Source organism: Algibacter pacificus (assembly GCF_008033385.1).
GTDB classification, from domain to species: Bacteria; Bacteroidota; Bacteroidia; order Flavobacteriales; family Flavobacteriaceae; genus Algibacter; species Algibacter pacificus.
The window spans coordinates 105,999-126,709 of sequence record NZ_VOGY01000012.1 but is presented as its reverse complement, the minus strand read 5'-3'; the positions used below and the strand labels follow the sequence as shown (position 1 = coordinate 126,709).

The following is a 20,711-nucleotide window of genomic DNA, read 5'->3' as shown; positions in this document are numbered from 1 at the left end:
CTTAATTCGTCATTTTAAAATCAATTACTATTTTTGCGCATGCAACATGACAAGGTACTTATTTTAGACTTCGGATCGCAATACACACAACTTATTGCTCGTCGAGTTAGGGAACTCAACATTTACTCCGAAATACATCCATTTAACAAAATTCCAAACCATTTAGACACTTACAAAGCGGTTATTCTTTCGGGAAGTCCCAACTCTGTAAGAGGCGAAGATGCTTTGCATCCTGATTTATCAGAGATTAGAGGAAAAAAACCAACGCTAGCCGTTTGTTACGGAGCACAATACTTAGCACATTTTTCGGGAGGCGAAGTGGCACCTTCAAACACTAGAGAATACGGTAGAGCCAATTTATCTTTTATAAAAAAGGACGAAGCTTTTCTAAAAAATATTAATGAAGGCAGTCAAGTTTGGATGAGCCATTCTGATACGATTAAAAAATTACCAACAAATGGTGTTTTAGTAGCTAGTACAAGTGACGTAGAAAATGCAGCTTATAAAATTGAAGGCGAAACAACTTATGCTATTCAATTTCACCCAGAAGTTTATCATTCAACCGATGGAAAACAATTATTAGAAAACTTTTTAGTTGAAATCGCTGGTTTAAAACAAGACTGGACGCCAGATTCTTTTGTTGAAGAAACGGTTGAAGCTATTCAAGAAAAAGTAGGAAACGACAAAGTGGTTTTAGGCTTATCTGGAGGTGTAGATTCTACTGTAGCCGCTGTTCTACTAAACAAAGCGATTGGTAAAAACTTATATTGCATTTTTGTAAATAATGGCTTATTACGTAAAAATGAATTCGAATCGGTTTTAAACCAATACGAAGGCATGGGACTTAACGTAAAAGGCGTTGATGCTTCCGAACGTTTTTTAGATGCTTTAAAAGGGGTTGAAGATCCAGAACTAAAGCGCAAAGCCATTGGTAACGCCTTTATTGAAGTTTTTGATGATGAAGCGCACAAACTAACTGATGTAAAATGGTTAGCCCAAGGGACTATTTATCCAGATGTTATCGAGAGTGTTTCTGCAACAGGAGGACCTTCTGCAACAATTAAAAGTCATCATAATGTTGGGGGATTACCAGATTTTATGAAACTTAAAATAGTGGAACCCCTTCGTGCTATTTTTAAAGATGAAGTACGCCGCGTGGGGGCTACTTTAGGAATTGACCCTGAATTATTAGGGCGACATCCTTTTCCTGGACCTGGTTTAGGAATTCGTATTTTAGGTGATATTACGGCCGAAAAAGTAACCATGCTTCAAGAGGTGGATGCTATTTTCATTAATGGCTTAAAAGAATGGGGATTATACGATAAAGTTTGGCAAGCAGGCGCGATGTTGTTACCAGTTAACAGCGTTGGTGTTATGGGAGACGAACGTACTTATGAAAAATGCGTAGCACTTAGAGCGGTAGAAAGTACCGATGGTATGACTGCCGATTGGGTAAACTTACCATACGAGTTTCTTCAAAAAACATCAAACGATATTATTAACAAAGTAAAAGGAGTTAATAGAGTAGTTTATGATATTAGCTCTAAACCACCAGCTACTATTGAGTGGGAATAAAGGAATGAGTTTAGTTTTAATTTAATAGGCTAATAATTTATTTTATAAAAATTTAAAATTAAGGTAGCTATTATATTATAATTGAACGTATATCCAAATAATGATAAAATCGAATTGATGTTTAATTTTGGCATGTTATATGTATAGCTATGTTATATCTTTTAAGTAAACATCAATTCGATAATTTTAAAATAAAATAAATGATCAAATTCTTTTCTGTTATTTTAATAACGTTGGTATGTAGTTTTGCTACATTAAATGCGCAAAATTTTAGTACACATCAAGTAAAAAAAGGAGAAACTGTAGAGAGTATTGCAAAGCATTATTTTATTACACCTAACGATATCTATAGTTTAAATCCAGATGCTAAAAAGAAACTTAAAGCCAATACGATTTTAATTATCCCTATTTCTAAATCGAATACGCCAAAGGTTACTATTGTAAAAGAATTAGAAGGTTTTAAAACGCATAAAACAAAGCGAAAAGAAACATTATATAGTTTAGCTAAAACTTATCATGTTACTGAAGATGAGATTAAAAAATACAATAAATTTCTGTATTCTAATCCGTTAAGAAAAAATGATAAACTTCAAATTCCTATTTTTAAAGAAACAAAGGTTGTCGAAGAAATAAAGAACACAAAACCATACCTTGTTGAAGCAAAAGAGGGAAAATGGCGTATTGCTTATAAATTTGGAATTACATTAGATGAATTGGCAGAACTTAACCCTGAAATGGGAGAGGTATTACAACCAGGGCAGCAAATTAACGTACCAAATATTGAAAAAGATGCCATAAAACATGTCGATGAAACTTATGGTTATTATAAAGTGTTGCCTAAAGAAGGTTTTTATCGTTTAAAATTAAAATTAGGCTTAACACAAGAAGAGTTAGAATCTTTAAATCCGCAATTAAAAGAAACAGGATTAAAAGCGGGCATGATTTTAAAAACACCACAAGGAAATTCTAATTTAGAGCATGTTGAAGGCGGACAATATGGCGGTGTTTCTACCAATTTAAAATCTGAAATTAAAGATTACAGTACCAAACATATTGCGATTATGCTTCCGTTTAGGTTAAATCGTGTTGGATATGATTCTATTGCAGAAACCAAAAGAAGTATTCAAAAAGACCCGTATTTAAATGCATCATTAGATTTTCAATCGGGTGTTTTAATGGCTATAGATTCGTTAAAATCTATGGGGATTTCACTTAAAGTGGATGTTTATGACACGAAATATGATGTTAATGAAGTATCTAGAATTTTAAGCACAAATAATTTTAGTGATGTAGACGCTGTAATTGGCCCATTAACACCAAGAACCTTTGCAAAAGCAGCATCCGGATTAGAACGGTATAATATTCCAGTTGTGTCTCCAATAGGTTCTAAATTACAATTACGACCAAATGTTTTTCAATCTCGACCTAAAACAGAATTATTAAAAAGTAGAATAATAAATTTTGTAAAATCTGATAGTTTAGTGAGTAATGTGGTTATAGTATCCGATTCTAAACAAGCTTCAACAGCGAACGAGTTAAAACGCATATTTAATAATGCAAATATTGTTTACTCTAGAAAAAACAAAGATGGCGGAGATGAAAACTACGTACTCGTTGATGATATAGTAGGGGCTTTAAAAAGTGGAAATAATTATGTGTTTTTAGAAACTAAAAACCCTGGTTTTGTTTCTAATGTTACTAGTTTATTGGCTTCGGTTAATAATTCATTAGATCAAGGAGAACCAAGCATAGAGAAAAAACAAATAACATTAGTTACCACAAATATGAATGATGCCTTTGAAGATGATCAGGTATCAAACAAACATTTATCAAAATTAAACTTTCATTTTGCATCCACTTCAAAATGGTTTGATGAAGATAATAATGCTTTCGTTAAAAAATATAAAAAGGTATATTATGCAACTCCCGATAAAAGAGCCGTTCGTGGTTTCGATTTAACTATGGATGTTGTTTTACGATTAGTATCTTCTAAAGGTTTATATGAATCGGTTAACGATGCGCCTTTAACCGAGTATGTTGAAAGTAAATTTGCCTATAAAAAGAATATTACTGGAGGGTATTATAATAATGCTGTTTATTTAGTAAAACATGATAATTTACATATTGTTGAAGTAAAGCAATAAGTTTTGTGTTCCAATCGTTTTAGATGGTATTAATAGATTCAATGGTATCATCGTGATTAGAACTTTCGTTTTATTAATTTGTTTTTTTAGCCTTCAAAAAGAAAAATCTATCATACTTTGGAATGAGAATAATAAATTGTCTTGGCACGATTTTAAAGGAAAACCAAAACCAGATTCTGGTGCTGCTGCAGAAACGGCATCGGGAATTAGTTTTGGTTTTTCTATTAAGAAAACAAATGAAAATGTAGTTAGCTTTTCAACCGAAGTTGATACTAATTTTTATCCTGAAGAATCTTGGGTTAATACAGACTTAGCTAATGCCTATATTTTAGGACACGAACAATTACATTTTGATATTACTGAATTATTTGCAAGAAAATTTAGAAAAGAAATTTCAGAATTAAAAGTGTCTAATAGTATTAAGGTTGAATTAAAAACACTTTATAAAAATAATGCTTCAGAATTAGATAAACATCAAAAACGTTATGATGAAGAAACCAACCATTCTGAAAATCTCGAAATTCAAAAACAATGGCAACGTTATATTAAGTTGGAACTTAAAAAATTGTCAAAATATAAATCTATAGAATAAGCCAGTGATTCCAGACAAACAATTCCTTATAACTTTAGCCCATACAAGAATGCCTTTCGGGAAATATGAAGGTCGATATTTAATCGATTTGCCCGAGTATTACGTAGTTTGGTACCACAATAAAGGCTTTCCTAAAGGTAAGCTGGGCGATATGTTAAGGCAAGTTTACGAGCTAAAATTAAACGGATTAGAAGATTTAATTAGAAATATTCAACGGAAATATCCTAAATAAATTTAGAGATTTTGTTTTACATCAACAAGCGACGCAATACATGTGGTTACGGAATTGCTTTTTTAGAATAATATTTATAGCATTTCTAAAAAAAGTATTCAAAATTCCTTATAAATGGCTCCCTTTTAAATTAGCATAAAACAATTCTGAAATAACTATTAAAATTTTGTAAATTTGCCTGCGTTTATAAGCGCAACATGACAACTACAGCAAAATACATTTTCGTAACCGGTGGGGTTACATCATCCCTAGGAAAAGGGATCATTGCGGCATCGCTCGCAAAACTTCTACAAGCACAAGGCTATAGAGTAACTATTCAAAAACTAGATCCGTATATCAATGTCGATCCAGGGACTTTAAACCCATACGAGCACGGCGAATGCTATGTTACGGAAGATGGTGCCGAAACCGATTTAGATTTAGGACATTACGAGCGTTTTTTAAATACGCCAACTAGTCAGGCTAATAACGTTACTACAGGACGTATTTATCAAAGTGTAATACAAAAGGAGCGCCGTGGGGAGTTTTTAGGAAAAACCGTTCAGGTGGTTCCTCATATTACCAATGAAATCAAGGAACGTATCCAAATTCTTGGTAAATCTGGCGATTACGATATCGTAATTACAGAAATTGGTGGAACCGTTGGAGATATTGAATCTTTGCCATACATTGAAGCGGTGCGTCAATTACGTTGGGATTTAGGTGAACATAATGGTATTGTTATTCATTTAACTTTAGTACCATTTTTATCTGCAGCCGGCGAATTAAAAACAAAACCAACACAGCATAGTGTTAAAACTTTAATGGAAAGTGGGGTACAAGCCGATGTTTTGGTTTGTAGAACCGAGCACCAATTACCAAACGAATTACGACGTAAACTAGCTTTGTTTTGTAATGTAAAGGAAGAAGCTGTCATCCAATCTATAGATGCTTCAACAATTTACGATGTGCCTAATTTAATGTTAGAAGAAGGACTAGATAAAGTGGTTCTTAAAAAGTTAAATTTAAAAAGTATTGTTCCAGATATTTCTAGCTGGAATAAATTTGTGCACCAACATAAAAATCCAAAATACGAAGTTACCATTGGTTTAATTGGGAAATATGTTGAATTACAAGATTCTTATAAATCGATTTTAGAAGCCTTTATTCACGCTGGAGCGGAAAATGAAGTTAAAGTGAATATAGAATCTGTGCATTCAGAATATATAAATGAAGATAATGCTAAGTTGAAATTAGGGCATTTAGACGGTGTTTTAGTAGCGCCTGGTTTTGGAGAGCGCGGTATTGAAGGTAAAATTGATGCCGTGAGATACGTACGTGAAAACAATGTGCCTTTTTTCGGAATTTGCTTAGGAATGCAAATGGCAGTGATTGAATTTGCTAGAAATGTTCTTAAATTGAAAGATGCCGATTCTACTGAAATGAGCCCTGAAACTAAAAACCCGGTTATCAGTTTAATGGAAGAACAAAAAAATATTACCGATATGGGAGGAACCATGCGTTTAGGTGCTTGGGATTGCGATTTAAAAATTGGGTCGGCCATTCGTGATATTTATAAAGCTGAAAATATTAGTGAACGTCATAGGCATCGTTACGAATTTAATAGCGACTACAAAGAACAAATTGAAGCTGCAGGCATGAAAGCCACCGGATTAAACCCAAATACGGGTTTAGTAGAAATTGTGGAAATCCCAACACATCCATGGTTTATCGGGGTGCAGTATCACCCTGAATATAAAAGTACGGTGGCAAATCCGCATCCATTATTTGTGGCTTTTGTAAAAGCGGCATTAACTTTTAGTAAAAAAAGAAAAAGTGCCAAGATGGCACAAAATGAATAGTGGATAGTTTTTTGATTTAGAAAATTATAATAAATAATAGATAAGGACCTGATGGATTTTAATATTTATCAGGTCTAAAATTTGAAACATGGAAGAAAAAAAATTAGACCTAAATTCGATTATTGGTTTTGTACTTATTTTCGGAATATTAGCATTTATGCTATGGCAGAATCAACCTACGCCAGAAGAACTTGAAGCTCAAGAAAAAGCAAAGCAAGAACAAATTGCTGCAGAAAATAAAGTCAACGCACCAAGTGATGCTAAAGTGGTTACAGCCGATGACTTTAAAATGGAAGGTGTTTCAGATTCATTACAATTAATTGGACTTAAGAGTAAATTTGGAGCTTTTGCTTATGCGGCATCTACAGCTTCAGATAAAGAAACCCTTGTTGAAAGTGATGTTTTTGCTTTAAAATTTAGCAACAAAGGCGGTTACCTTTCAGAATTACAACTTAAAAAGTTTGTGAACTACGATTCGCTTCCTATTTATTTAATAAAGAATCGTAATGCAGATTTCAATATAAATTTTGGCACTACAGATAGTCGAATTTTAAATACTAAAGATTTATATTTTACACCAACGGTTACTAAAAACGGTGAGAATACAATAGTTTCAATGAAACTAAAGGTATCCGAATCTAAATTTTTAGAATACCGTTACGAGATAAAACCAGAGGATTACATGATCGATTTTACGGTACGTTCTCAAGGTTTGAATGATGTAATTAATAGTTCTCAGGTTATTAATTTAGATTGGGCTTTAAAAGGGTATAGACATGCTAAAAGTATTTCTTATGAAAATAGATATACCGATATTCATTACGAATATGAAGGCGGTAAAGCTAATTACACAGGAGCTCGTGATGCTGATAAAGAATTAGAAGATGTTACTTGGATAGGATTTAAACAACATTTCTTTTCTTCAGTTTTATTAACAGATACGCCGTTTAAAACATCGCATATTGCACAAGAAAGTTTAGTACACGATGATACTGTAGATACCTTATACACCAAAAAATTTAATGCTAAAATGCCTTTAGCATTGCAAGCTGGCGAGATTAACCAGTCTATGGATTTGTATTTTGGACCAAACGATTTTGATGTAGTTAATGCGTATGATCGTAATTTAGACGAATTAGTACCATTTGGTTGGGGACTTTTCGGATGGATTAACCGCTATATTTTTACACCATTATTTGCCTTTTTAGCAGGGTTTTTACCTTACGGAATTGCCATTATAGCTATGACAGTTTTAATTAAATTGATGCTATCTTTTGTACAATACAAGCAATTTTTATCACAGGCTAAATTAAAAATCCTGAAACCAGAATTGGATGAAATACGCGAAAAGTATAAAGACAATAAAATGAAAGCTCAGCAAGAAACTATGGCCTTGCAAACCAAAGCAGGCGCAAGTCCAATGGCGGGTTGTTTACCAGCTTTAATACAGCTTCCGGTGTTTTATGCTTTATTCCAATTTTTCCCTTCGGCTTTCGATTTAAGACAAAAATCCTTCCTTTGGGCGAATGATTTATCGTCTTATGATGTTATTGCAGATTTACCGTTTAACATTCCATTTTATGGAAATCACGTGAGTTTATTTCCAATATTAGCATCTGTAGCTATTTTCTTTTATATGCAATTGACTACGGGGCAAAATGCGGCAGCGCAGCCACAACAAGAAGGGATGCCAGATATGGCAAAAATGATGAAATATATGATGTATTTCTCTCCAATAATGATGTTGTTTTTCTTTAATAATTACGCGTCTGGATTAAGTTTATACTACTTTATCTCGAACTTAATTAGTATCGGAATTATATTAGTGATTAAGAATTTTATTTTAGATGAAGATAAAATTCACGCTCAAATTCAAGAGAAGAAAAAACAGCCTAAAAAACAAAGTAAATTTCAGAAAAAAATGGCTGAAATGATGGAGCAAGCCGAACAACAAAAACAAGCTCAAAACAGAAATAAAAAGAAGTAAATTGTGTTATTTCTTAAAAAAGCCCATAAGCTAAATTGCTTATGGGCTTTTTTTATTATTTAAAATCGAGGAACCCTAAAAAGAAGTCTAGCTTTATTCGTTGATTTTTCCTTAAAATTAAGGATCTTATAAATATAAGTTTTTTGCTACTCAATCTTATTTTAAAAATAGTCTAACTATGGTTTAGAATGGTTAATAAATTATAGTAAATTAATTAGATAATTTTCTTTAGACAATTACCTTAGAATAGAATACAATTATATATATCAGGATATGTACTTTAATGAATAAGTATAATTTATTATTTCTTTAAGTAGTAATTATTATAAAAAAAGGAGCAAAAACACACCTGTTTTTGCTCCTTTTTTATAAACTTTTTTAATTATTTTAAGAGAGTTTTTTAGTGTCTCCCAAATTGATATTATTTTACCGAAATGCTAAAAACAGCTTGAATATCTGTTTCTCCACCAGCATTAGTAATATCACCATCGCTTACTCCATTTGCACTTTTACTAGGCTCATGTCTTAAAGTAATGGTTAATGTTCCCGCTCCAGTAGTATCGTCAGTAGTTACTGTAAATTCTAATCCAACAGGGTTACCGTCTTCATCAAAATCATCGTAAGTAAAAGTAGCAAGACTATTAGTTATTTGGAAGAAAAATTGGTGATCTTCATCTTCTTCTTCAATTTCTTCATTTATAGATTCTGCAGGCGATTCTGTTTCATTTAAAAGCTCAAGTGTTCCATTGTATGTGGTATTAGCCGCTAAAGCTCCAGATACAGTAATCTCAGGATCGTTTGGTCCATCGCCATCTAAATCTTGTGTTTGTAACGTAATAGTAGTACCTCCTCCAACTGGTACTAAAGTTGCTGTTAAGGTTGTGATTACTTCTTCCTCATTTACTGGTTCCGGATTATCATCATCGCTAGAACATGCTGTAAAAACTAATGCTGATATAAATAATATTGATAAATTTTTTAAAGTTTTCATTCTTTGTTTTTTTTAATTATTAATAATTTATTTTTAATTGTAACATAAAATTTCTTCCTAAATCATCGGCGAAATATCTTAATCTATTAAGGTATTCTCTATAAGAAGTATTAAAAATGTTTGTAATATTCAGGCCTATATTTAAATCTGATTTTTCAGAAAGTTTAACCGTTATATCACTTTCAAAATGCATTAAATGATAGGTTGGAGGAGGGCTGCTAATATCTAATAATACAGATTCTTCGGTGGTTGGAATATACACCTCAAAATTATTATCAGGATAGTCGTTTTGCTTCAACACTAACTCGCTTTGTAATTCGGCTTTAAAATTTAGCCATTTTTTATTTGAGTATCCTATGGCATTAATGGTTTTAAAAGAAGGCATATCGATTAAAGCTTCTTTTTCTGTGAGGTTTCTACCTTTTATAAAAGCTGTTTTATTGTTCAAATACCATTGGTTATTAAATTTATAATTCGCACTTACATCCAACCCATATAATAAGGCGTTAGTTTGTAAATATTCCCAGACCGGAAAAGCACCTCTTATGGTCGTTTCTGTTCCAGTAGGTTTAATATAAATATAATCGTGAATGTGATTTAAATAACTTTCCAAATTTAAGGATAGTTTCTCATTTTTAAATAAATACGACACACCAATACGGTTTGATGTTTCTTGCTTTATACGCAAATCTCCCAATTCTATTCGTGCGGCAGAGTGGTGTAAACCATCACTAAACAACTCGGAAGGGTTAGGCGCTCTGTTTGACAATCCGTAATTAAAAATTACAGAATTATTAGCATTGAATTGATGGGTAATTCCGGCAGAAGCCGAAATATTATGATAGGTAAGTACAGGGTTTACTAATAGTTGTGTTCCTAAGTCGTCAATTACAATATCGGCAAAATCCTCGTCGTATCGGCGTTCTTCCCAACGGCTTGTTAAATAAAACTTTTTAGCATTTATTTTATTAAAATCGTAACGAAAACCAAAATCTAAATTGGTGTTTTCATTTAATTTAAGCTCTGAAATAGCATAAATTCCGAAATCATATTTATCATAATCAGGAATTAATCGCCTTACACCAGTATCCGGGTTTGCGAAATTATTCTGAAAACCAGCGTTTATACCAAACTTGTAAATAGCATTGGTGTTAGAATCTATTTTTAAATCAGATTTTAAGGTATGTGTTTTTAAAGTTAAATCTAGTGCTGCTTTTTCTTTATCATCACCTACGCGAATATCATATTCAAACCTTTGGTTATTTTGGAAATCGTATTGAATTTCTAAACGGCCAAACTTTTTGAAACGTTTGTAAAAATCAGTCTTAAAAACTTGATGCGTTATCTCTTGTTTAGGTGCATTAATATCATAACTAAAATCGTTATGAACTAAGGGCTCTTCACTATTAATAGCATTTACTAAATCTTCAATGTTACCAATGTGAGATGATCTTAAAATGCCTATTTCGTTATTTAAGTAACTGTAAAAAACATTGAATCCTTTTTCGAAAGTTTTAAATCCGGTATTTAGAGATAACCCTTTGGAATTCATGCCTGTATTGGTTAAGTAATAATCTGGAGTTTTAAAGTCTCCAAAAATCTTATAGGAAGCCTGACCCGTTAAATACCAACCTTTTTTCCAAGATTTGGTTAATGTAGAAGATATATTTGGACCTCTACCATTACTTTGCATACCCAAAATAGTATTTCCATAAAGCGAATCTTTAAGGCTAATGTTTTTAGGTTTCAAAACAATAACACCGCCAATAGCATCACCACCATAAGCTAAAGCATTTGCACCTTTAATAACGTTTATATATCCCGCAGAATTCAAATCGATGTTCGGCGCATGCTCAATACCCCATTCTTGGTCTTGTAAGCGTACGTTATTTGTTAGAACAACAATTCGACTACTATGCAAACCATTTATCACAGGTTTTACAATAGTGTTTCCAGTGTTAATGGACGACACACCACTAATTTGTTTTAAGGCATCACCAAGACTAAAGGCGCTAAAGCGTTCAAGAGTTTTTGTTTTTAATTGAGTTTCTTGAGATGTTTTTGTTAGCTTATGATTTCCTTGAGCATCAATTTTTATTTGATTAAGTTCTTCAATATGATGTTCCATATTAATATCATATTGAGTATCTCCATTAATTTGAATTTCTATTTGTTTTGTGTCACATGCTAAATGTGACACTTCAAGAATTAAAAGTCCTTTACAGAGATTATCAATACTATAGTTACCGTCAATATCAGTTGTTGTATATCTGTCGAGCGTTTTAATATATATAACAGCACCAGTTATTGCAGATCCATCATGGAAATCATGTACATTACCAGAAAGCTTGTAATTGCAGTTTTGACCATAAACTATGCTAAACAAACAGCATGCTAAAATCATTATATAGTGTTTCATTACTAAATTTTAGTTTAAAAAATAAATGTTTTTTTATTTAAACTAAGGTAGGTGGACCACGTAAAGAAAAAGATAAAGGTCGATGATTATTAAAAAAATTATATGTTAAATTATAAGTACGAGTATGGGATAAGGTTTGAAATAATTCAACAAACTTTTCTGATAATTGAAAGTGATGTGCTATACTAAATTTATGAAAATCACAATCTAAATCCACTTGATGAATATGCACTTTATCCCCTACGATACACACTTTGTGATGTTGGTGCGCAAATATATGAGCTATTTTTACACCGGCAGGTACAAATAGCATAAGCACTAACAGGACGGTTAGCGATTTAAAAAGGATATGTTTTTTTATATGATCCAATTAATCCAAAAAGCGTTTAAATCCTATTCTACGTAACATTTTCTTTTCGAAATCCCAGAAAAATTTATATTGTCCAAATAGCCATCCAATACACACTAGGAGTATTTGGTAAAAAATAAATCCAATTAAAATATATAGAATCCAATAGGCAAATAGAGGTAGATTATCTCTGTTAATACCCATAAGTTTTATTAATGGACGACTTACAAAAACAGATGAAGAGCCTGTAGTTGCAAATACTAAAAAAACACTTATTAATTCCCAACGGTAAGTTAGTTCCCATCTTTTTTCAACTTTTTCGAAGATTTTTAGGGTTAATTTGAGGAGTAAAAAGAATATGATAGCGGCTAAAATTAAGGCTATAGCTAAGTTTTTGGTGCTAACAAATAAACCAGCAAGTTTAAAAGCGCAGTAACCTAAAGCAATCATACCTATTAAAGGAATAACCAGTTGCCAGTTTTTAGTGATTTGCCAGTTTGATTTAAATTTTTGCACAGTATTGGTTTAGTGGAGCAAAAGTAAGTAAAGTGATTTAAATACGGGGGGTGTAAGGGCCTAATCTTTGTTTATATCTTTGCTGAAAGAAAATAAAGTAGTTGTATAATTTGTAGTTTACTTCGTAGCCATAATCTATATTGTTTTGATAATCAATTTGCAACTCATATAAATTAGGATTAAATCGTGAGGGTTGGTTAACCCGTTGATTCCATTCTATTACATATTGATAATTTCTATTTTCTAAGTATTGTTGCGAATAGTAGCCTTCTGGTTTCGCTTGGCTTACCAACCAAGAATTAAAACCAGGTTCGATAATAATGATTTCGTATTCTAAATCATCGTTAGCAATGGTAACCGTATCGTTTAGCTTTTGGTTAGCCATTTTTTCGTCGTCTATTTTTTTTGATGCTGTTGTTTTATTTGTATTACAACTGGCAATAAAACCAAAGATTAATAAAAAATATATAAAATGTTTCATGAGTATAATTTATTTAATTAAATATATGATATGCTTATCTTTTCAATCAGTAATGCGTAAACTTTAATTTTAATTAAGTGAAACGCCATATATATAGCTTAAAATTACAAAAACCATTCCTTAAAGTCACGAAACCATAGATTTTTTAACAAAAAAAAGAGCCAAGTATAAACTTGGCCCTCTTTAATATATAATTATGGAATTTATTTACCAAATAGCACGCCTAAAAGACCTCCAATACCGCCAGATTTGTTAGAACCACCGAGCACCATTCCAGCCACATCATCAACAACACTACCGTCGCCATCAGCATCTAAAATAGATTCTAAGAAATTTTGTTCTTTACCCGCAGAACTACCACCTAGCAGTCCGCCTAGTAAATCGCCAACACCGTTGGAGGCACTTACGTTTTGTTGTTTTGCTTGATTACCTAAAACACCCATTAAAATAGGGGCAGCCACTTTTAAAATACTAGCTACCGAACCAGCATCGAGACCCGATTTTTGACCAATAATTTGTTCTACACCACTTTGTTTAGCGCCTAAAACGTGACCCAATATTTTTTCACCGTCGGTTTTAACTGCATCATCAACACCACCATTAAACAAGTCTCCTAAATTATCTAAAATATTATTATCTTGTTTGCTTTGTATGGCTCCCATAAGTCCTGCGGCACCTTCGGGAGTTGCGGCATTCCGTTGCATTGCTTTCATTAAAACAGGTAAAGCCATGGTTAATGCACTTGCTGTTTTGTTGGTGTCATTTCCTGTAGAACCAGCTACACCACTAATAATTGATTTTCCTAAGTCACTACTTAATAAGTCTAAAATTCCTGACATCTTTGTTTTTTTTAGTTAATACCCCTTAGAAAAAAAGGTATATTGGGTTTATAAATTGAAATCAAGGTACAAAAAAAAGTCCTTACTTCTAAAAGTAAGACACTAAATTAATTACGGAGTCACATAAAATAAGTAACCCTCAAAACAAAAAGAGATGAGGGTTTTATAAAAACTATGTAATAAATAATTATCCTAAAATAGAAATAATTTGTGTTGCTAATTCTTCACCAATTCTATCTTGAGCTTGATTTGTTGCTGCTCCAATATGAGGTGTAAGTGATAAGGCTGAATTCATTAATAATTGCATTTCTGGTTTTGGTTCTTTTTCAAAAACGTCTAAGGCAGCACCTGCTACTTTTCCACTTTCGATAGCTTTAACCAAAGCCACTTCATTAAGTACGCCACCACGTGCGGCATTAGCGATAATTACACCTTCTTTCATGATCTTAAATTCAGCTTCATCAATAACATACTCCTTTTGAGCAGGAACGTGAAGCGTAAGAAAATCGGCTTGTTTTAAAACGTCTTCTTTAGAAACTGTTTTAATATCGAAGTTTACTTTTTGACCGTCAAAAAACTCTAATTCTAAGTTAGCTTGTTCTAAAAACGGATCGAAAGCAACTACTTTCATACCAGCACCTAATGCCACTTTAGCCGTCGCTTGACCAATTCGTCCAAAGCCTAAAACCCCTAAGGTTTTTCCTTTAAGCTCCGTTCCTTTAGCATAAGCTTTCTTTAAACCTTTAAAGTTGCTGTCACCTTCTAAAGGCATGTCTCGGTTCGAGTTATGTAAAAAACGAGCTAAGCCATAAAAGTGGCCAAATACTAATTCTGCTACCGAATGTGAAGATGCGGCAGGCGTATTAATAACGGAAAGCCCCTTTTCACGAGCATATTCTACATCAATATTATCCATACCAACGCCACCACGACCAATAATTTTAAGGCCAGGACAAGCATCAATTAAGTCTTGACGTACAGTAGTTGCACTACGCACCAATAAAACAGCAATATCTTTTTCGTTGATATAATTAATTAATTGTTCTTGAGCCACAGTAGTTGTAATAACTTCGTAACCGGCTTTTTCTAAGGCATCAATTCCACTTTGAGAAATGCCATCGTTTGCTAATACTTTCATTGAAATTCTCTTTTTTATATTCCCAGAAAAGCGGGAATCTATTTTATTTAATTTAGTTGGCTTTATGATATTTCCAATTTCATGGAAACGAAAATATTATTTTTATGCTTTAGTTTCTAATTCGCTCATGACTTCTACTAGAGCTTTTACACTATCTAGAGGTAGCGCGTTATACATTGAAGCACGGTAACCGCCAACGCTACGGTGTCCATTTACGGCACTAATTCCAGCTTCTTTTAACATGGTATCAAACGTTTCTTTTAAGTTTTCGTTTGTTAAGTTGAAGGTTGCATTCATCATAGATCGGTCTTCTTTTGCGGCAAAACCTTTAAATAAAGGGTTTAAATCAATTTCCGAATACATTAAAGTGGCTTTCTTTTCGTTTTCTTTTTCAATTCCAGCAATACCACCATGTTCTTTTAACCATTCTAAAGTTAACATAGACGTATAAACAGCAAAAACAGGAGGCGTATTAAACATACTTCCGGCTTTAATATGTAGTTTATAATCCATTATTGATGGAATATCTCTAGATACTTTTCCTAAAATATCTTCTTTAACAATCACTAAAGTGGTTCCTGCAGGTCCCATGTTTTTTTGAGCACCGGCATAAATAAGATCGAATTGAGAAAAATCTAAAGTACGAGAAAAAATATCACTACTCATATCACATATTGTAGGAACAGTTGTTTTTGGAAACTGTTTCATTTGTGTACCAACAATCGTGTTGTTGGAGGTGCAGTGAAAGTAATCATAATCTGAAGGAATATCGAAACCTTTAGGGATATAGTTGTAATTTGCATCGGCCGACGAAGCTACTTCATAGATATCGTCTAATTTTTTAGCTTCTTTAATGGCTTTAGCACTCCACGCTCCTGTGTTTAAATAGCCAGCTCTTTTTTCTAGTAGATTCATGGCTACCATTAAAAACTGTGTACTAGCGCCTCCTTGTAAAAATAATGCCTTGTATCCTTTTCCTTCTAATCCTAAAAGTTCTATAGCTAGATTTCTAGCATTCTCCATGATATCAACAAATTCTTTACTTCTGTGTGATATTTCTATTAAAGATAACCCCGTATTGTTGTAATCAACTATAGCCTCGGAAGCTTTTAATAATACACTTTGAGGTAAAATACTTGGTCCTGCACTAAAGTTATGTTTTTTCATTTTTATTTTTAAAGAAATTAAGACACAAAGTTGATAATTTATTGTTTAAATGATGTTAAAAATTCAATAATTTTTTCGTCAAATTGCTAACAAAAATTCAACAGAATCGACACTATCCGCATAATCCCAAAGTTCTGGTTTTTGTGTGTTGCCAAAAGGGATTTCATTTTCAGTTTTTCCCTTAGAAACTATACACTGAATTTTATAAGCATCGGTTTTTAGTTTTTTATTTAAGCTCTTAATAGAGTCATAATGCTCATAAAACAGAGTTGCAATGGGTGATGCGTAGCTTTTATCTTCTTTAATCATAAAAAAACCATTTTCTAGCATATCAAATTCACTCATTAAATAAACAGCTTTGTTATAATCGTAATTATTAGCGTATTTTGCTTTGTTCATAATAGGGTGCCAGTGGTAAATGGCTTCAAAAAAGGCATCAAATTTATAGTCTTTAGGCACAAATAGTTTCGATACATTGCGGCAACCTAAACCGTAATATCTAAAAATATCTTCCGATAAGTTTTTTAAATCCTCTTTTGTTTCATTTCCAGTTAGCACGGCTACCGAGTTTCTATTATTTCTTATAATTGAGGGTTTCCCTTTAAAATAGTATTCAAAATAACGGGCCGTATTATCGCTACCTGTGGCAATTACGGCATCGAAGGCAGTAAGTTTTTCTTCAGTAAAAATAATAGTCCCTTTAAATTTGGGCTCTACAAATTCTAAATATTTTGCCAAATAGGGTAGAAGGTGTTTATCGTTGCTCGATTGTTTTACAAGCACTTTATGACCAGTAATTAATACGGTAAGAAAATCATGAAAACCAACTAAAGGAATATTACCAGCCATAATTACGGCAACATTTTTAGGGGTTAAATCTTTAAATTCATATTGGTTAAGCCACTTAGTTAAGTTTTCTTGGGTTAAGCACTCTACCCAACCGTTAATAGCGAAAGCCATATTCTCTGCGGTAAACCAACCATTATGTTCTTCGGCAAGTTTTAATTGGTGTTTAAAGCCTTCAAAAAATAAATTGTTATGTTCAATATTATCTTTCTTTTGTATCGCTTCGTTAGAAAATTGACTTAAAAATTCTCCTAATTTTACAAAAGCGTTAATTCTTTCTTGTAAATTCATTCTTAATTTGGTTATGAATAGTTTTGGCTTTATTTTTGCGATTGCAAATTTAAGGAAACTGAGATAGAGTTCTTAAATTTATTAAAAATAAAAATTACTATGGCAATTATAATTACAGACGAGTGTATAAATTGTGGGGCTTGCGAACCAGAGTGCCCAAATACAGCAATATATGAAGGTGCCGATGATTGGCGCTATAAAGATGGAACCAGTTTAGATGGTAAAGTTGTTTTAACGAACGGACATGAGGTTGATGCAGATGAAGCGCAAGAACCTATTAGCGATGAGCTTTACTATATTGTACCGGATAAATGTACAGAATGTAAAGGATTTCACGATGAGCCACAATGTGCTGCAGTTTGCCCTGTAGATTGTTGTGTGCCAGATGAAGATGTGGTTGAAACAGAAGAAGAACTTTTGGCTAAACAACGTTTTATGCATCCAGAAGGCTAGAAGTAAATTATCTTATTAATAGATATAAATCCTGAGTTTGAAGCTTAGGATTTTTTTTTGTACTAAACTGAAACATAATTATTTATATACTATCGTTTTAGGTATTATTAAAATATACGGTTTCTTTTTGTGGTTAAATCTTAAGGAATTCGATTGAGGTAAAATTTACTTGAATTGTTACAAAAATTAATCTGTTAGAGACAAGCTTTGGCAAGGAATGCGCGTATTTTTGAAAAGAAGTATTTATTGAATGCGTAAAAAACCTTTTTTAATATGAAATTTAGTGTAAAAAGTTCGTTGTCTTATAATGTAAATGGTCCAACAACATTTATTTTTAATATTCACGCGTTGAATACCGCTAGTCAAACGGTTTTAGAAGAAAATTTATTGATTGATCCAGTGATTAATCACGAGATTTTTACCGCTCACGATGGCAGATCTAAATTTATGAGACTTAAAATACAAGAACCCTGTAATTTTTCTTTGTCATATTCTGCCGTTGTAGATATGACCTATAAAATTATAGATGAAAGCTATTCTGAAAATCTGGTGTCTGTCGTAGAACTCGATAGTTATATTGCGTCCTTTCTTTACCCAAGTCGTTACTGTCAGTCTGATAAATTAATGAAATTCTCTTTTAATAAATTTGGACATTACACATCGGTTTATGATAAAGTTATGGCCATAACAGAATGGATTTATAACAATATAGAATATACTAGCGGGAGTACAGATTCTCAAACTTCGGCCATAGATACTATTACAGAGCGTGTTGGTGTTTGTCGCGATTTTGCACACTTGGGCATTGCGCTTTGTAGAGCCTTGTCTATTCCTGCAAGATATTACACAGGTTATGCATATCAATTAAATCCACCAGATTTTCATGCCTGTTTTGAAGCTTATATAGATGGCGATTGGATTATATTCGACTCGACCAAATTAGTTGCTTTAAACGGTCTAGTAAAAATAGCAAATGGAAGAAATGCTGCCGATTCTGCCGTTGCAAGTATTTTTGGGAATGCCGTTGGAACTTCAGTAAATGTAGATTGCCAGGTGCTGGACGATTCTTTTGAACCTTTCAAATATAATGGTAACAAAAAAGGGATTTCTTTTCAATAAAGAAATTTATATTTGCCAAAAAATTAATAAAATGTTTGAAATTATATTTTGAGCATTTTTTTTATGAATAGGATTAAACCTTTATAAAGGAGTTAAGTCCAACACATTAAAATTATATTTTTATGACCAATAAATGGATGCGGCTTATACACCGCTACTTAGGATTTTTCTTAATAGGAATAATGATTGTTTACTCATTAAGTGGCATAGTTTTAATATTTAGAAATACCGATTTTTTAAAGAAAGAAACCAATGTTGAGAAAACTTTAAAACCTAATTTAAAAGGCCAGGAATTAGGAAGAGCTTTGCATCTTAAAAGGTTTCAAGTAGATAAAACAGAAGGCGATATCGTATTCTTTAAAAATGGAGAATACAATAAGGCTACAGGTTTTGCTAAGTATACCAACAAAGAGTTACCTTTTGTATTAACACGGATGACGCATTTACATAAGGCTACATCGGCAGAGCCATTGTTTTGGTTAAACGTATTTTTTGGTGTATCACTTTTCTTTTTCGCTATTTCATCGTTTTGGATGTTTATGCCTAAAACTAAAATATTTAAAAAAGGTATGTATTTTACCATTGGAGGAGTGGTGCTTACTATCATCATGCTATTTGTTTAAATTTAAATAGCATTTGGTTTTAAATTAAATAGTATGTTAAGTTTACTATTTTTGTTTTTATGAATAAAGAAAAAGTATGTTTGTTTTTAAATGGAGAGCAACCAAAAGAGCTTCCTAATTTAGCCGAATATAAGTTGGTTTGCGCTACAGATGGAGCTTACCAATATTTGAAGAGTCACGATATTGTACCCGATTTTATTAGCGGAGATTTTGATTCCCTTGAAGAAATACCACAGACTATAAATGTTATTCACACCCCAAATCAAGATTTTACAGATTTCGATAAAATACTTCAAATTCTATTTGATAAAAAGTTAAACATAATTCATGTTTTTGGGGCGAGCGGAAAAGAGCAAGATCACTTTTTAGGAAATTTGCACACTGCTATACAATGGCGGGAACAATTAAATTTAACCTTTTTCGATAATTTCGGCTATTATTTTTTAGCCGATAATATTACCAAAATTTCTAATTGTAACAAAAAAACAGTGTCTTTAGTGCCGTTTCCTGAAGCTATTGGAATTGTTACTAAAGGTTTGCAGTACTCTTTAAATAATGAAACGCTTTCCTTCGGAAAGCGCATTGGCACACGTAATAAAGCGATTCAAAATACTATAGAAATTTCTTTTAAAAGTGGCAACTTATTTGTTTTTATTAACGACTGAGATGCTTTTTTTATAAATTATGAATGAAGAGAAAGACTTGTCGGAATTAATTAAAAACATGACACCAAAACTTAATGATGGTGTTTACGTTTTTGTTACCCTTAAAGATAATAATTTGGTGGATAGAAAAGATACTATTGCAGAATTTAAAGAAGCTGAGGGTTTAACGGTTATTATTGAAAAGGTAAAAGCTGATGCCTTAAGTTTAAATTATCATTATGAAGCCAGTTGGATTACATTACAAGTGCATTCATCTCTAGAAGCTATTGGGTTAACAGCTACATTTTCTACTGAATTGGCTAAATATAAAATAAGTTGTAATGTGGTTTCGGGATATTATCACGATCATATTTTTGTAGATAAAAAAGAAGCAAAAAAAGCTATCGATGTTTTGGTTAATCTATCTAAAACATGTTAAACGTTAAATATAAGACATAGAAAAG

Annotated in this window: 20 protein-coding genes; 11 read left to right on the top strand and 9 right to left on the bottom strand. The window is 32.3% G+C overall.

Annotated features, from left to right (window positions below; genetic code table 11):
- The first annotated feature begins 39 nt into the window (after positions 1-39).
- From guaA to yidC, 6 genes are all read left to right on the top strand, one after another.
- Positions 40-1,575, top strand: a complete 1,536-nt coding sequence (guaA, locus tag FQU21_RS14835) for a glutamine-hydrolyzing GMP synthase (protein ID WP_147678793.1) — start codon at positions 40-42, stop codon at positions 1,573-1,575.
- Positions 1,576-1,775: 200 nt separating this feature from the next.
- A complete protein-coding gene (locus FQU21_RS14830) occupies positions 1,776-3,719 on the top strand; it encodes a LysM peptidoglycan-binding domain-containing protein (protein ID WP_147678792.1) in 1,944 nt (647 codons plus the stop codon).
- Between the two features lie 52 nt (positions 3,720-3,771).
- Positions 3,772-4,311, top strand: a complete 540-nt coding sequence (locus FQU21_RS14825) for a DUF922 domain-containing protein (RefSeq protein ID WP_246124846.1) — start codon at positions 3,772-3,774, stop codon at positions 4,309-4,311.
- A 4-nt stretch (positions 4,312-4,315) separates the two neighbouring features.
- Positions 4,316-4,543: a DUF3820 family protein gene (locus tag FQU21_RS14820; RefSeq protein WP_147678790.1), complete on the top strand. Its 228-nt coding sequence runs from the start codon at positions 4,316-4,318 to the stop codon at positions 4,541-4,543.
- A 197-nt stretch (positions 4,544-4,740) separates the two neighbouring features.
- Positions 4,741-6,384: a CTP synthase gene (locus FQU21_RS14815; RefSeq protein WP_147678789.1), complete on the top strand. Its 1,644-nt coding sequence runs from the start codon at positions 4,741-4,743 to the stop codon at positions 6,382-6,384.
- A gap of 88 nt (positions 6,385-6,472) precedes the next feature.
- Positions 6,473-8,371: a membrane protein insertase YidC gene (gene yidC, locus FQU21_RS14810; RefSeq protein ID WP_147678788.1), complete on the top strand. Its 1,899-nt coding sequence runs from the start codon at positions 6,473-6,475 to the stop codon at positions 8,369-8,371.
- Positions 8,372-8,792: 421 nt separating this feature from the next.
- On the opposite strand, the gene FQU21_RS14805 is transcribed toward yidC, so the two are convergent.
- The 9 genes from FQU21_RS14805 to FQU21_RS14770 form a co-directional block, all read right to left on the bottom strand.
- Positions 8,793-9,362: a type 1 periplasmic binding fold superfamily protein gene (locus tag FQU21_RS14805; RefSeq protein WP_147678787.1), complete on the bottom strand. Its 570-nt coding sequence runs from the start codon at positions 9,360-9,362 to the stop codon at positions 8,793-8,795.
- A 19-nt stretch (positions 9,363-9,381) separates the two neighbouring features.
- On the bottom strand, positions 9,382-11,781 hold the full coding sequence (locus FQU21_RS14800) for a TonB-dependent receptor (protein WP_147678786.1): 2,400 nt from the start codon (positions 11,779-11,781) through the stop codon (positions 9,382-9,384).
- Between the two features lie 37 nt (positions 11,782-11,818).
- Entirely contained in the window at positions 11,819-12,151 is a 333-nt protein-coding gene (locus FQU21_RS17480) for a hypothetical protein (RefSeq protein WP_187269393.1), read from the bottom strand.
- A complete protein-coding gene (locus FQU21_RS14795) occupies positions 12,152-12,646 on the bottom strand; it encodes a DUF6787 family protein (RefSeq protein WP_147678785.1) in 495 nt (164 codons plus the stop codon). It lies immediately after the preceding gene.
- Positions 12,647-12,683: 37 nt separating this feature from the next.
- Positions 12,684-13,127, bottom strand: coding sequence for a DUF6146 family protein (locus FQU21_RS14790; protein ID WP_147678784.1), 444 nt, complete (start codon positions 13,125-13,127; stop codon positions 12,684-12,686).
- A gap of 203 nt (positions 13,128-13,330) precedes the next feature.
- Positions 13,331-13,966 carry a DUF937 domain-containing protein gene (locus FQU21_RS14785; protein WP_147678783.1) on the bottom strand — a complete coding sequence of 212 codons (636 nt, stop codon included), beginning with the start codon at positions 13,964-13,966 and terminating at the stop codon, positions 13,331-13,333.
- A 187-nt stretch (positions 13,967-14,153) separates the two neighbouring features.
- A complete protein-coding gene (locus tag FQU21_RS14780; protein WP_147678782.1) occupies positions 14,154-15,104 on the bottom strand; it encodes a D-2-hydroxyacid dehydrogenase in 951 nt (316 codons plus the stop codon).
- Between the two features lie 102 nt (positions 15,105-15,206).
- The gene (gene serC / locus FQU21_RS14775; RefSeq protein WP_147678781.1) at positions 15,207-16,271 is read right to left on the bottom strand and encodes a 3-phosphoserine/phosphohydroxythreonine transaminase; all 1,065 of its coding nucleotides are present in this window, start codon (positions 16,269-16,271) and stop codon (positions 15,207-15,209) included.
- A gap of 78 nt (positions 16,272-16,349) precedes the next feature.
- Positions 16,350-17,408: an acyl-CoA reductase gene (locus tag FQU21_RS14770; protein WP_147678780.1), complete on the bottom strand. Its 1,059-nt coding sequence runs from the start codon at positions 17,406-17,408 to the stop codon at positions 16,350-16,352.
- Between the two features lie 99 nt (positions 17,409-17,507).
- On the opposite strand from FQU21_RS14770, the gene FQU21_RS14765 reads away from it, so the two are divergent.
- From FQU21_RS14765 to FQU21_RS14745, 5 genes are all read left to right on the top strand, one after another.
- The gene (locus FQU21_RS14765; protein WP_147678779.1) at positions 17,508-17,861 is read left to right on the top strand and encodes a 4Fe-4S dicluster domain-containing protein; all 354 of its coding nucleotides are present in this window, start codon (positions 17,508-17,510) and stop codon (positions 17,859-17,861) included.
- A 273-nt stretch (positions 17,862-18,134) separates the two neighbouring features.
- Positions 18,135-18,980, top strand: coding sequence for a transglutaminase-like domain-containing protein (locus tag FQU21_RS14760; protein ID WP_147678778.1), 846 nt, complete (start codon positions 18,135-18,137; stop codon positions 18,978-18,980).
- A gap of 122 nt (positions 18,981-19,102) precedes the next feature.
- On the top strand, positions 19,103-19,603 hold the full coding sequence (locus tag FQU21_RS14755; RefSeq protein WP_147678777.1) for a PepSY domain-containing protein: 501 nt from the start codon (positions 19,103-19,105) through the stop codon (positions 19,601-19,603).
- 59 nt (positions 19,604-19,662) lie between these two features.
- The gene (locus FQU21_RS14750; protein WP_147678776.1) at positions 19,663-20,268 is read left to right on the top strand and encodes a thiamine diphosphokinase; all 606 of its coding nucleotides are present in this window, start codon (positions 19,663-19,665) and stop codon (positions 20,266-20,268) included.
- 19 nt (positions 20,269-20,287) lie between these two features.
- Positions 20,288-20,686 (top strand): ACT domain-containing protein, encoded by a 399-nt coding sequence (locus FQU21_RS14745; protein ID WP_147678775.1) that lies wholly within the window; start codon positions 20,288-20,290, stop codon positions 20,684-20,686.
- Positions 20,687-20,711: the final 25 nt, after the last annotated feature.